This window comes from Streptococcus sp. DFI.7.26, from assembly GCF_022240605.1.
GTDB lineage: Bacteria > Bacillota > Bacilli > Lactobacillales > Streptococcaceae > Streptococcus > Streptococcus xiaochunlingii.
Genome location: NZ_JAKOGN010000006.1, coordinates 51,590 through 65,513, shown reverse-complemented (window position 1 = coordinate 65,513; position 13,924 = coordinate 51,590). Strand labels below are relative to the sequence as shown.

General features: G+C 43.8%; 13 protein-coding genes. All 13 read right to left on the bottom strand.

The features are described from left to right. Nucleotides 1-58 precede the first annotated feature (58 nt). Nucleotides 59-1,396, bottom strand: a complete 1,338-nt coding sequence (pepC, locus tag L0M85_RS06590; protein ID WP_238656708.1) for an aminopeptidase C — start codon at nt 1,394-1,396, stop codon at nt 59-61. Between the two features lie 68 nt (nt 1,397-1,464). Continuing rightward, nucleotides 1,465-2,016 (bottom strand): GNAT family N-acetyltransferase, encoded by a 552-nt coding sequence (locus L0M85_RS06585; RefSeq protein ID WP_238656716.1) that lies wholly within the window; start codon nt 2,014-2,016, stop codon nt 1,465-1,467. 56 nt (nt 2,017-2,072) lie between these two features. Beyond that, a complete protein-coding gene (gene nadE, locus L0M85_RS06580) occupies nt 2,073-2,897 on the bottom strand; it encodes an ammonia-dependent NAD(+) synthetase (protein ID WP_129270655.1) in 825 nt (274 codons plus the stop codon). Next, a complete protein-coding gene (locus tag L0M85_RS06575) occupies nt 2,894-4,351 on the bottom strand; it encodes a nicotinate phosphoribosyltransferase (protein ID WP_238656707.1) in 1,458 nt (485 codons plus the stop codon). The genes nadE and L0M85_RS06575 overlap by 4 nt, the downstream gene beginning before the upstream one ends. A gap of 201 nt (nt 4,352-4,552) precedes the next feature. After that, entirely contained in the window at nt 4,553-5,467 is a 915-nt protein-coding gene (gene trxB, locus L0M85_RS06570) for a thioredoxin-disulfide reductase (RefSeq protein WP_023027724.1), read from the bottom strand. A 58-nt stretch (nt 5,468-5,525) separates the two neighbouring features. Beyond that, nucleotides 5,526-5,753, bottom strand: a complete 228-nt coding sequence (locus L0M85_RS06565; RefSeq protein ID WP_006596860.1) for a DUF4059 family protein — start codon at nt 5,751-5,753, stop codon at nt 5,526-5,528. Between the two features lie 195 nt (nt 5,754-5,948). Then, complete coding sequence (locus L0M85_RS06560; RefSeq protein ID WP_238656706.1) at nt 5,949-6,692, bottom strand: amino acid ABC transporter ATP-binding protein; 744 nt, start codon at nt 6,690-6,692, stop codon at nt 5,949-5,951. Further along, complete coding sequence (locus L0M85_RS06555; protein ID WP_061564783.1) at nt 6,689-7,495, bottom strand: amino acid ABC transporter permease; 807 nt, start codon at nt 7,493-7,495, stop codon at nt 6,689-6,691. Before L0M85_RS06555 ends, L0M85_RS06560 begins: the two co-directional genes overlap by 4 nt. A gap of 224 nt (nt 7,496-7,719) precedes the next feature. Next, entirely contained in the window at nt 7,720-9,063 is a 1,344-nt protein-coding gene (locus L0M85_RS06550) for a DEAD/DEAH box helicase (protein ID WP_195214374.1), read from the bottom strand. A 127-nt stretch (nt 9,064-9,190) separates the two neighbouring features. Beyond that, nucleotides 9,191-10,192, bottom strand: a complete 1,002-nt coding sequence (gene mraY, locus L0M85_RS06545) for a phospho-N-acetylmuramoyl-pentapeptide-transferase (protein WP_238656705.1) — start codon at nt 10,190-10,192, stop codon at nt 9,191-9,193. A 1-nt stretch (nt 10,193) separates the two neighbouring features. Then, nucleotides 10,194-12,479, bottom strand: a complete 2,286-nt coding sequence (gene pbp2X, locus L0M85_RS06540) for a penicillin-binding protein PBP2X (protein WP_238656704.1) — start codon at nt 12,477-12,479, stop codon at nt 10,194-10,196. Continuing rightward, on the bottom strand, nt 12,472-12,807 hold the full coding sequence (gene ftsL, locus L0M85_RS06535; protein WP_006596866.1) for a cell division protein FtsL: 336 nt from the start codon (nt 12,805-12,807) through the stop codon (nt 12,472-12,474). The genes pbp2X and ftsL overlap by 8 nt, the downstream gene beginning before the upstream one ends. A 12-nt stretch (nt 12,808-12,819) precedes the next feature. Further along, the gene (gene rsmH, locus L0M85_RS06530; protein WP_195550509.1) at nt 12,820-13,770 is read right to left on the bottom strand and encodes a 16S rRNA (cytosine(1402)-N(4))-methyltransferase RsmH; all 951 of its coding nucleotides are present in this window, start codon (nt 13,768-13,770) and stop codon (nt 12,820-12,822) included. Nucleotides 13,771-13,924 lie beyond the last annotated feature (154 nt).

Genomic DNA, 13,924 nt, shown 5'->3' with positions numbered 1-13,924 from the left:
AATTTAAGTCCAAACAAAAGCACGATTGTTAATCAACAATCGTGCTTTTCAATTCAACTTACTTAGAAGCCAAAGCCCCCATCGGATCCCATGGAGCCAAGACGATTGGCTCTGCCTCATAAGCAGCCAATTCTTCCGCTGTCAACAGTTCCTTACGAACGACGATTTGGTAGGTGTATTCGTCCATCCAGGCGTCAGAAGCAACAAAGTAGCCATCTGTTCCGACTTTATCTCCCCAAGAATTCTCAACCTTCCATTTGAGAGGACGTCCAGCTTCGTCCAGATCTACACCAGTCAAGACCATGGCATGGGTCATGAGACTTTCCGCATAATCCAAACGCCCTGCCTTATCTTGAGTCAACTGGATATCCATTCCCGCTTCAAAATCATAGACATCTGTCGCAAGGATTCCAGCTTTCCGGTTGCTAACTTGGCCGACATCCGATCCAAACCAAACAGTTTCCCCAGCCTTCATTTGAGCAATGGCCAATTCTTTCAAGCGCTCCATCGGAACGTTGAGGTAGCGGACTTCACGGCTACCGACCACATTCCCCAGCATCTCAACCGTATAGGACTGACCATAAGGCTTGTCTGCCGTAGGCGCATTGATAACAGAAACATAGTCCTCCAACTGAAGATCCACATATTTTTTGTAAAAGCTTTGAGGTGTCAAGCCAGACTCTGTATGGAAGTTATTGTCCTTATCGCGATAAGAGAAACTAAATGTACGAGGGGGCAAGCCCAGTGACATAGCTAAGAAATTAAAGATTTCTTGCAGGAGCTCTTCTTTCTTGCTTTGAACCATTGCTCGATCTGCTCCAGTCGCAAGCAATTCGCGCAGGATCTGCGCATCTTGACGCAACAATTTGTTTAAGTAGGTATTGAGCTCTCGGCTATTGCTAGATGAGATGGATTCTGGATAGACAGACTTGGGTACGACCCCATATTTTTCAAAAAGGGAAACGACCATATCCCATTGACCACCATCTTGTTGAGGGGTTTGAAGGAGGAAGGCCACCTTGCGACTGGTCAAGTTCTGGTCCGCTGTCGCAATGATTTGTTCCAAGAACCAGTTTGATTTTTCATACTTGTCCCAGAAGAAGGTATGAGCTTGAGACAACTCAAAATCCTCTAATTGGAAGCTTGCAATCATTTTATGACGGAAGGTATTCAGAGCCGCAAACATCCAGCAACGACCAGAAGCTTTCTGGTCCGTCACCTTGTCCTTGGTCAAATCAAGAGAAAAGACGGGGGTGTTTTCTACTGCACTTTTGCGTGTCTCTAAAGCTGCATGAATCCCATTGTGGGTGATGGCATTTTCGAGAGCCGCAAATTTCACATTTGCTTGGTAATTCGCATAGAGTTGATCTGTAAATTCTTGTGTTAATTCTGACATAAAATTCTCCTTTGTAAAGCTACTTACCATTATAGACCATTGGCTAAAATCTTCAAGTGAAAATTGTTTTAAAGGTCAGAAGAATGGATAGTGTAGATTATTTGATCTCCGACATAGCCTTTTCTGGCAACAGCATCTGGGAGAGTTTCAAGATATTGCATTCCAGCTTTTGCCATTACCCGTCCCGAAGCAGGGTTCAAACTGACATACTTGGCCTGAACTTCCTTGACTCCCACCTCTACCAACAAAAAGTGTAAAACAGCCTGGAAGGCTTCTGTCATCAGACCTTGCCCCCAGAAATTCTTCCCTAGAATATAGCCGACTTCACATAGTTTTTTTTGTGGATCCTGAGAAACGACACTGATATCGCCTATCACTTGTGCGGGATCATCTTTCTTACAAATCGCCCATTTGTAAGTATTTTCCTCTTGGTAATGAAGGAGCCATCTTTCGATCGAAGCTTGAGTCACTTGAGGATTTGGATGGGGATCCCAAGTCACATATTTAAGATTATCTGTATCAGACGCCCAATTTTCAAACATTGCCTTTGCATCCTCTACAACAAAGCGTCTTAATAATAGACGGTTGGTCCTCAGTTCAATAGAACCTAAATTCCTCATCATCTTTCCTCCTATCCTGTTTTAAAAAAGTCGGCTCAACCGACTTTTCTTTCCTATCAACGCCAGAAGGTATCAAATACCGTAATCGGTAGATGACGTTTGTGTTGGCCTTTGTGCCACCAGTTTTCAATAGTTGCTTGAGCTTCCGGGCTAACTGATTTTCCTTCTAGGTAGTCATCAATTTCTGCATAGGTCACCCCAAGAGCTACTTCGTCAGCGATACCTGGCTTCTCCTCTTCCAAATCCGCAATCGGTACCTTTTCATACAAGGCAGGATCAGCTCCCAGCGCCTGAAGCAACTGCTTGCCTTGGCGCTTGTTAAGGCGGTAGAGAGGCAGAATATCGGCTCCACCGTCTCCAAACTTGGTAAAGAATCCAGTGATGTTTTCGGCTGCATGGTCCGTCCCAATGACGGCTCCGCTATAGGCACCCGCTAAAGCATACTGAGCAATCATCCGACTCCGTGCCTTGATATTGCCCTTATTGAAGTCTGAGACATCCGTTCCTGTCGCTTCGACAGCACGCTCCATGGCATCGACCGATTCCTTGATGTTCACGACCAGGCTGACGTCTGGCTGGATGAAGGCCAAGGCCTTTTGGGCATCTGCTTCATCTGCTTGGACACCGTAGGGCAAGCGGACAGCAACAAACTGATAACTAGCATCTCCAGTCTCTGCCCGCATTTCCTCCATGGCTAATTGAGCCAAGCGACCTGCTAGGGTCGAGTCCTGTCCTCCCGAAATTCCTAAGACAAAGGTCTTTAGAAAAGGATGTTTTTGCAGGTAGTCCTTCAAAAAATCAATGGACCGGCGAATCTCTTCTTGAGGATCAATGACTGGCTTGACCCCTAATTGGGCAATAATGTCTTCTTGTAGGCTCATTCTTCTTCACCTCCCAAGGCTTTCTGACGCATCTGATCGATGAGGTCCATCTTATCTTGCCATACATCCTTGGCCAAGTCCACTGGGTAATGTTGTGGATTGAGGACACGTTTGTATTCGTCCCAGAGCTTGTCAAATTCCTTCCGAGCATAGGCTTGGATATCCATCAAGGTTGGCAATTCGTAGACTAGTTTCCCATCTTTGAAAATATCGACCAAAAGCGGGATAGCATCAAAATCACGAACCGTCTTCTTGATATAGGTATAGGTCGGATGGAACATCTTGATTTCTGTCAGTTCATTGACATCTACTCCATCGTAAGTGATGTAATCCCCTTCAGATTTGCCTTTTTCCCGACTGGTAATACGCCAAACTTGCTTCTTCCCTGGGGTTGAAACTTTTTCAGCATTGTTAGACAGCTTGATGGTATTTCGCATTTGACCATTTTCGTCTTCGATAGCAACAATCTTATAGACTGCTCCGAGGGCTGGTTGGTCATAGGCTGTGATCAACTTGGTTCCGACACCCCAGACATCAATCTTAGCCTTTTGCATCTTCAAGTTGAGGATGGTGTTCTCATCCAAATCATTTGAAGCATAGATCTTCGCTTCTGTGAAACCAGCTTCATCCAACTGCTGGCGAACCTTTTTCGAGATGTAGGCAATATCTCCAGAGTCAATCCGCACTCCTAGGAAGTTGATACGATCGCCCATCTCACGCGCCACCTGAATCGCAGCTGGAACTCCGATGCGTAACGTATCATAGGTATCCACCAGGAAGACACAGTTGCGATGGGTCTCAGCATATGCCTTGAAGGCTTTATAATCATCGCCATAGACCTGCACCAAGGCATGGGCATGGGTCCCAAGGACAGGGATGTCAAAGAGTTTTCCTGCACGTACGTTACTGGTCCCGTTAGCGCCCCCAATAACGGCTGCACGGGTTCCCCAAATAGCTGCATCCATTTCTTGTGCTCTACGAGTCCCGAACTCCATCAAAGGTTCGTCTTCGATCACAGCCTTAATCCGAGCGGCTTTTGTGGCAATCAAGGTTTGGAAATTGACAATATTGAGGAGGGCCGTTTCGACCAACTGACACTGGGCAAGCGGTCCTTCTACTTGGACAATCGGCTCATTGGCAAAGACTAGGTCCCCTTCTTTGGCAGAACGAACAGTCAATTCCATTTTAAAATTTTTCAAGTAATCCAGGAAGGCTCCTTCGTAGCCCAAGGATTCTAAGTAGGCAATATCCGACTCTGAAAAACGTAGATTCTTCAAATAGTTGACAATGCGCTCAAGACCTGCAAAGACGGCATAGCCATTTTTAAAGGGTTGCTGGCGGAAATAGGCTTCGAAGACCGCCTTTTTATTGTGGATGCCTTGCTCAAAGTAAACCTGCATCATATTGATTTGGTACAAATCCGTATGGAGAGTTAAACTATCATCTGGGTACATGTTTGATCCCTCTTCTTTTTTCTTACGTCATGGCACCAGTCACGCTCTGTCAACTGGCACAGTCCAAAATAATTTTAAACACATTATAGCACATTTTAAGCAGGACCACATGACTTTAATCCGGGCTGAGCCTCATTTTTTATCGTAAAAAAGAAGGGATCTTCGCCTCTTTCCATCAGACGAACATCCCTTTCTTCTCTCTTATTCTTCGTGTTCAGTAATATATTTATAAGCTTCTTGACCGGCGACAGCGCCATCCCCAACAGCTGTGGTGACCTGACGAAGATCTTTTTGGCGGACATCTCCAACCGCAAAGACACCCGGCACGGAGGTCTTCATGTGATCATCCGTGATCACCCAACCTTGGTCGTCTAGAATACCGAGGTCTTTGGCAAAGTCACTAACAGGATCCAAGCCCACATAGATAAAGACACCACCAGCTGCTTGCTCGCGAACCTCACCTGTTTGAACATCTTTTAAGACCAGACTGGTCACACGGTTGTCCCCTTTGATCTCTTCAACCACTGTATTCCAAGCAAAGTGAATCTTTTCATTGGCAAAAGCTCGGTCTTGAAGAACTTTTTGGGCACGTAGGGCATCGCGTCGATGAACAATGGTAACAGACTTAGCAAACTGAGTCAGGAAGATTGCCTCTTCAACCGCAGAGTCTCCTCCACCAACAACCATGAGGTCTTCATCCCGGAAGAAGGCACCATCACAGACGGCGCAATAAGAAACCCCACGACTATTTAATTCTTCTTCACCTGGAACTCCCAACAAGCGATGGTTAGAACCAGTCGCAATAATAACGGTCTTGGCTTGAAGGAGGCCATCATCTGTCGTAATTTCCTTGTAGCTTCCTTGATCCACAATATTTTCGGCTCTACCGAACAAGTGTTCCACACCTAGGGCTTCTAGTGGCTCGAACATTTTTTCAGCCAATTCAGGTCCACTGATATTGGCATAGCCTGGATAATTCTCGATATCGGATGTATTGTTCATCTGTCCGCCAGGAATTCCAGCTTCTAACAAGGCAACCTTTAGATTGCTACGGGCTGCATACAAGGCTGCAGTCATACCCGCAGGTCCTGCACCGATAATCAGTGTATCATACATAAGCTTCTCCTTTTGTTGTAACTATCTTGATTCTAACTCCAATTGAACCATTTTGCAATTATCTTGCTCGAAGAATAAACAGAACTCCAATGACTGCAAAGGTGAGGACTGGAATTGTCATAATATCAATTAATAAAATATCATAGAGGTGTAACTGGCGTTCCTTAGCTGTTTTATCCGTCTTACGAGCTGCTCGCAAGCCTATCCAAATAGCTGAAGCAACCAACACCCCAATTGAAGTGATGATTAGGCTCTCGATATAGAGAGATAGCAATTGGTTTAACATAAGATCTCCTTAGTATCCAAGATTGGAATGAGGGGACGAGATGCCGATTCGTTTCGTTCACTATTAAATCAACTTGAAACTTCTATCTATGCGGAAAAATGAACTACATATAATCCTCTTTTCCTGAGGCACCTACTCAAAGAAAAATCCGAGTCTGAAACATCGCGTTCCAGACTCGAGCTCTTATATATTATATCAAACAAATGTTCGTTTGTAACTAGCAAAGAATTCTTTTGTACGCTCTTCTTTAGGAGATTTCATGATTTCTTCTGGAGTGCCAGATTCAATAATTTTCCCCTTATCGAGGAACAAGACCTTGTCTGCCACCTGGGAAACAAAGCTCATATCATGGCTAACCAAAATCATGGTTTGACCTGCCTGAGCTGCTGCTGCGATGGCTTTTTCTACCTCTCCGACCAATTCCGGATCGAGGGCTGAAGTTGGCTCATCCAACAAGAGGACTTCCGGCTTCATGGCTAGGGCTCGCGCCAAGGCTACCCGTTGCTTCTGCCCTCCGGACAAATGACGAGGATAATGGGTTTCGCGGTCCGACAGACCGACTTTTGCGAGTTCTTCTTTGGCAATCTTGGTCGCTTCCTGGTCGGATAAGCCTTTGACGACGATTAGTCCTTCCTTGACGTTGTCCAAGCCTGTCTTGCGGCTGAAAAGATTAAACTGTTGAAAGACCATAGCTAGCTTTCTTCGAAGGGTCAGGATCTCGTCCTTGCTGATGTTTTCAAAGTCTACCTTTTCCCCATTGATCTCAATGCTGCCACTATCCGGAGCTTCCAGATAGTTCAAGCTTTTCAAGAAGGTTGATTTCCCAGCTCCAGAAGAACCGATCAAGGCAACAACTTCCCCTTTTTGAACTTCCAAATCGAGATGGTCTAGGACCACTTGACCGGAAAAAGATTTTGATAATTGTGAAATCCGAATCATGCTGCTCGTTCCTCCTCTTGCAAGGTTTGGGTAACAATTTTTGGATCTTTGATAGAGAGTACCTGTTCGATCCAACGTCCCAATTGTTCAATCAAAATATTAATGGCCCAGTAGATCAATGAAACAGAGATAAAGCGCTCGAAATAGCGACTGTCATTCCCCGACATAATCTTGGCTTGGGCAAAGATTTCCAAAACTCCTGCATAAAAGGCCAAAGAAGTCCCCTTGGTCAAACCAATCAAAGAGTTGATCAAGGTCGGAGTCGCAACCACTGCTGCATTTGGAATAATAATTCGACGATAAACTTGGGCATTGGTCATCCCGAGACTCTTCGCTGCTTCGATTTCTCCCGCATCAACAGATAGAATCGCTGCCCGAATGGTCTCACTGGCATAAGCTGCCTCATTGAAGGCAAAGGCTACAATGACAAATAAATGGGCTGGCACATCGTTGATATTAAAGGCTGTCCCATATTGTTGGTTAATGGCCTTCAATAGGAGCGGGATTCCATAGTAGGTCAGCATCAACTGGACCAAAATTGGTGTCCCTCTTAAAAAACTCACAAACAAGGCTTGGATCGGGTAGAGGATTTTTACCCGATTGATTTTGACAATGGCAAACAATAGCGCTAGCAATAAACCAAAAAAGGCTCCTGCCAAGGTTAATAAAATCGTATTTGGAAGCTCTTTTAAAATTCCTGGAATAGCTTCAAAAACGACGCGTAGGTTAAAGATTTCTCCTTCTGGTATCCATTTTAAAAACTCTTCGTACCAGCCAGATGCCAGATAAGTAGTTGTAAACATCTTCGTTACTTCCTCCCTCGATAATGAATCATTCTATCATATTTACAGTTAAAATGCTGAGTTTTGCTACTGATCGTTCGTAAATCATGCTTCAGGTCTGATGTGATCTCAAGCAAGCGTCTCCCCTAAGAGCAAAAAAATAGACTATCTATAGATAGTCTATCACAAAATAAATCAGCGACCAAATAGTTAATTTTTATGGAAATCTTTAAATTTCTTTATCACTAAAAGGTTTGGCGTTTCGCCTTTCTTTCTGCTCGACCGCGAGCACGATTCTCAGCTCGCTTGGCTTTGCGACGTTTCTCGTCCACAGCCCATTTGATTTTTTTCTTGTAGCCTGGTTTGATTTTTTTCTTTTTCTTCTTGACCAAGCCGATCATCTCAATGTCAAGTCTTTCTTGGCGTTTTTCACGATTAGCCCGACGATCCCGGTCATAGGTATCTTCGATAGCTCCAGCCTTCAAGACCTTAGGGACAAACTGGATGCCCAATTTTTCAAGCTCCCGAATGTCTGAGTCATCACTCGGTTGATAGAGGGTGATGGCTGTGCCAGGAAGACCATTCCGACCAGTCCGGCCAACGCGGTGGACAAAGAAGGATAAGTCTTGTGGAATAGCATCGTTGATAACATGACTGACCCCTTCAATATCAATCCCACGCGCTGCCAAGTCAGTCGCCACGATATATTCAAAATCCAGGTTTTTGACTTGGTTCATGATTCGTTTGCGCTCCCGTGGAGGAACCCCCCCATGGATTTTAGCGACTTTGAGCCCCTTCTCTACTAGAAAAGCATGCAAATCGTCCGCTCTGTCCTTAGTATTTACAAAGATCATAGCCAGATAAGGTTGAAGAGCCTGCGTCAGTTGATAAATCTGCTCGTTTTTGTCGCGCCCTTTTGTCGATACCAACCAGTTATCAATGGTGTCCGAGATTACCGTTTTGGTTTTGATCTGCTCCATGACAGGGTTAGACAAATATTTCTTCAAGAAGGGTTGTAACTTTTGCGGAATCGTAGCAGAGAAGACCAAAAACTGAAGCTTCTTTGGAAGACTGGATGCAATCTTGTCTACCGTCGTCAAAAAGCCCATATCGAGAGTCATATCCGCCTCATCAACCACAAAAGTGTGAGCCTTATGAATAGCCAAGTCTCCAGAAGCGACCAAATCATAGATCCGTCCAGGTGTCCCAATGACAATATGGGGTTGGGCTATTTGGAGCTTATCGATTTGACGAGCCTTATCAGTTCCCCCAACGTAGTTGGCAATCCGAATTTCTTTTTCACAATGGCTAGCAATCTGACGAGCCGCTTGGTAAATCTGTGTTGCCAATTCCCGACTAGGCGCTGTAATGACCACTTCGACATTGCTACTATCCTCATTTAAGGTTTGAAAAATTGGTAAGAGGAAAGTATGGGTCTTCCCTGATCCTGTTTTAGATTCACCGACCAGATCACGGCCTGCTAAAACAATCGGGATCAGCTTTTCTTGAACTTCTGTTGCTTCGATAAAATTAATCTCTTTTAAGGCCTCTTGGATATAGTCCTTAAACTTAAAATCTGTAAATTTCATTCTCTTATCCTTTCATCATCTCCACTATTATATCAAAAAACTCCTCTTCCCGCTCTTCTTTTGGACAGCAATTCCTAGCCAGCGAAAAAGGCTGAGATAGCAATCCCAACCTTTTATGATTCATGACTTATGAATTGGTCAAATAGTAGATCAAGAGGGTCAAGCCGCTCATTCCTGCACCAACACTCCAGAGAAAGGCATCGACCTTCCACTCAGACCATTTAGGTCCATTACCAGACAGACCACCTAATTCTAAATGGTGATGGAAAGGCGTCATGCGGAAGATCCGGCGTCCTTCCCCTGTCCGTTTCTTAGTCCATTTGAAATAGGAGACTTGGAGCATGACAGAGCTAGTCTCAAAGACGTAGACAATCCCAATCAAGAGCAAGGTCCACTCTACGTGGAGAGCCATGGATAGAGTCGCAAGCATCCCACCTAGGGCTAGGCTTCCAACATCTCCCATGAAAATCTTGGCCGGCTTGTGGTTGTAGACGAAGAAACCTAATAGAGCTCCAATCATACTGATGGTCACAAAAAGGATATCGATTCGTCTTTGCCAAACAGCGATGATGGAATAAGCGATCAAGCTGATGGTTACCGAAATACTTGCCAAGCCATCAATCCCGTCCGTTAAGTTGACTGCATTTGAAAAACCAACCAACCAGAACAAGGCAAAGACAATATAGAAATGTCCCAAATAGACATCCCAACCAAAGACATTGAGAAGACTACCAGCTCCATGTCGTTCAGAGAAGAGATAGAAAATAATCCCTCCCAACAATTGCAGGGCTAATTTTTGCTTGGGATTTAACCCTTCATTGATCTTACGAAAGACCTTCAAGAAGTCATCCAAGAAACCGACGATTCCATACAAGACCAAAATAAAGAGGATCAATTGAACAGGACGCGTAAAGTTCCCAGTTAGGAAGCTAAAGACAAGGGTGACAAAGACTGAAGTGATCAAGAAGACCACTCCCCCCATAGTAGGAGTGCCTGCTTTGGCTTTGTGTTGCTTCACATCTTCGTGCATTTGTTGGCCCGAAATATGGGCCCGTTGATAGAAACGGATAAAGGCAGGAATGCCAATAACCGTTAGAATAAATGATACTACTAGGGTAGCAAGTAACATATCAATCTCCTAATGTAATTGTTATTTTCTTCGTCTTCTTTAAAGCAGTTTTTACTTTGACGTTTTGTTTGCTCACACGAGAACCTTCCCCTTTATAGGTGATCTCAATGCCCGTCCATTCCGCAAATTTATCAACATTTTCCTTGGTCCAGCCATACATATCCGGAACTGAATCCAAGTCATCTGTTAATAATAACACTTGCTCATTTGCTTTTAATTTCGTTCCTGCTGATACAGACATCTTTTTAATATTCTTTCCAGTTCCTAGGACGACCGGCTGGATCAGATTGCGACGCAGTTCATCTGCGAAGCCACCTGGGCTGATGGTCTGCTTCAAGTTCAATTCTTTCGACAAGGATTCTGCCGACGGCATCTTATAGGTGTCCTCTTTCGTGACCCCATCCAAGGCTTTGGTTTCAGTTACCAGATTCAACTCATCCTTCAAAGCAACCGCATCTTCCAAGACTGGATTGACCAGTTCTTGCCAGCTCTTTGGACTAAAGCTGACTTCAGGCTGTTGAACTGTCACATACATAATAAAATCTGGGTCTTCAGCAGGTGTCATGACAACAATCGAGTTGATATTATCATTTTCGCCTTCCAAGTAGCCATTAGCTGTCGCAATTTGGGCTGTCCCTGATTTAACAGCAACATTTTGTCCAGCTACTTGGATAATAGGACCATCCGATGAATAGAGGGTACCAAATTGAGGATCAGTCCCTACCGTAATCATGTAATTACGGGTCTGTTGGGCAGCCGAAGCGGATACTGGATTGCCGACAATCTCTCTTTGTGATTTACGAGCAGTTTCATGCTTGCCGTCGTAGATTGCACTGATAAATTTAGGCTCCAACATTTCCCCATCGTTGGCAATAGCAGAAAATGCTCGCAACATCTGCGTTTGGGTCACAGAAATCCCTTGACCAAAGGAAGACATGGCTTGAGTAACATAGTTATCACCTGGCAAGCCTCCAAAACCTTCGTCTCCCATTCCAAAACGCGTAGGAAGTCCGAACTTAAAGAGGGTGAGGTAATTCATCCAGACATTATTGCCCATCTTCTGTTCAAGCTTGGTCATCCCAATGTTACTTGAATAGGCGAAACCTTGGGCAATATTCATATAGCGACCTTCTGTCAAGCCCATATTGATTTCCCAGTCTTTGATGGTCGCATCTTTCACTTGCAACTCGTTGTTATAATAGCCCTCGTTATAGGCTGGGAAAGTCCCATGATCAATCGCCGCGGCCAAGGTCATGACCTTCATAGTCGAACCTGGTTCGTATTGATCCTGGTAAAGAATCGTGTTCCAGGTTCTCAGATTCTTAATATCCAAGCCTTCTTTGGTATCTGCATTATAGGTTGGACGTTGTGTCGTTGCAAGAATTTCCCCCGTTTTGGCACTCACTAGGGTCGCACTGACATATTTACCTTTTACCTTTTCTTGGAAAACATCCATTCGGGTTTCGAGATAGGTTTGAAGTTCCGCAGAAAGGGTTGTATACACATCCTTTCCATCTTCTGTCTTCACGGCAACCTTATCTGATCCCGGCACAATATTTCCGTTGCGATCCTTTTCGTAGGTCACAACGCCATCCTGACCACCCAGAATGCGATCCAAAGACTTTTCGATTCCCGTTGTTCCCTGTAAGGTTTTATTGCCTTCTTTATCCTCTATCAATTGAGCTTGACCGATAAATTGAGAGGCAAAGGTCCCATTTTTATAACTCCGGTTTGGACTCGTCGTAAAATCAACACCTTTAATGTTGGCAGCTTCTAGTTCACTCCGGATAGCATCCATGTTGCTATAGGTAATATCGTTCCCCGCTGCACCAAAAGAAACCTGGTTGAGCTTCTTTTGCGACAGTTGTTGGACAACATAGTCTTTTTCCATGCCCAAATAACGATTAAAAACATCTGCTACTTGGTTGTATTGACTTTCTTCAACGTATAAAACTTCACCTTTTGCCGATTTATAGGTTTTGTCGATGATCGCATAAACATTATAAGTCGTCGCATCTTCAGCAATAACAGCTCCATTTCGGTCATAAATTGTTCCTCGTTTGGCTGGAACAATCTCTGTTTTCTGATGGACTTGATGGGATAACTCAGATAAATTTTTTCCGAATTTGCTATCTGTGCCTATAATAACTGCAAAATTAATGAGAAATATGAAGAAAACAAGAATGGAAAGCAAACTTAAATTCTTAGCTACTTGCCGACGATTTTGGTCTGGAAGTTTCCTTTTTTTAAGGGAATAACGAATGATTTTCTTCTTTAATTTACTCATCGCTACTTGAACTCACCACTTTTCGATTTTCTTTTTGGAGGGTCATCCCCTGAGAACTAGCTAACTTAGACAAGCGTTCATATCGAGTCAACTCATTGACTTCTTGTCGGATATCTTCTAGTTCAGTCTCTTTTGTTTTTAGTTCCGTATTGAGGTTTGTTAAGTCACTTTGTACCTGTAGAATCCGCGTCTGCATAAAAATAATACTGACAGCGAGAATAATCCCTGTTAGGACAATCGAGCCATAAAAAGCTTTTTCTACTCTGGTAAAGCGACGAATACGATCTTGCAATTGACTGCCCCGAGATCGTAATGGTTGATCTGCCATGTTTATTTCCTCTTACTTATGAATTTTTCGAGCAACCCGCAATTTTGCAGAATGAGCTCGGTTGTTCTTCTCTAACTCTTCTTGGCTTGGAAGAATCGGTTTTCGAGAGACTAATTCCATTTTTGGTTTTAAGTCCTCTGGGATGAAAGGCAAGCCCTTCGGTACTTCTACTGTAGAAGCTTCTTTAAACAATTGCTTGGTCAAACGATCTTCCAAGGAATGAAAGGTAATAACTGAGATACGACCACCAACTGCCAATAAATCCATGGCCTGCTGGATTGATTCATCCGCCGCTCCCAATTCATCGTTGACTTCAATTCGAATCGCCTGAAAAATTTGTTTGGCTGGATGCCCCTTTTTCTTTAGTTCCTTGGCCGGTTTTGCCGATTTGATGATTTCAGCCAATTCTGTCGTCGTTTCAATCGGTTTTACCGCACGCGCTTGTTCGATCTTTCTAGCAATTTGCTTGGAAAACTTATCTTCCCCATACTTGAAAAAGATTCGGACTAAATCGTGGTAATCATAGTTGTTGACCACCTCATAAGCCGTCAAAGAGGCTTCTTGATTCATCCGCATGTCCAAGGGAGCATCTTTTTTATAAGAAAAACCGCGAGACCGCTCATCTAACTGGGGACTAGAAACTCCTAAATCATAACAGATTCCATCGATCTCATTGACTCCCAGTTCTTGGAGACGCGCTTGAAGATTCCGGAAATTGTCTTTGATGAAGGTTACCATGCCCTTTTCAACATAAGGAGCTAATCGTTTCTCCGCATTATCAATCGCATGCTGATCCTGGTCAAAGGCATATAAATGTCCTTTTTCACTTAATTGACTTAATAAATATTCGCTATGGCCAGCTCCACCTAGAGTGGCATCCACATAGATTCCATCTGGCTTTACATCCAGCATATCAATCGTTTCATGGAGCAAGACCGTTACATGATGAAATTCTTTACTCATATCCTATCTATTTTACCACAAATCTGACCAGGATGCACTTGAGATTCTCTTCTCAATCCACTCATCATTTTCGGATAAAAAGTTCCCATTCTTCAAAAGCTCATCCTATCAACCAATAGACCGATAGAAGCAAATTGTGATACAATAACTCTAT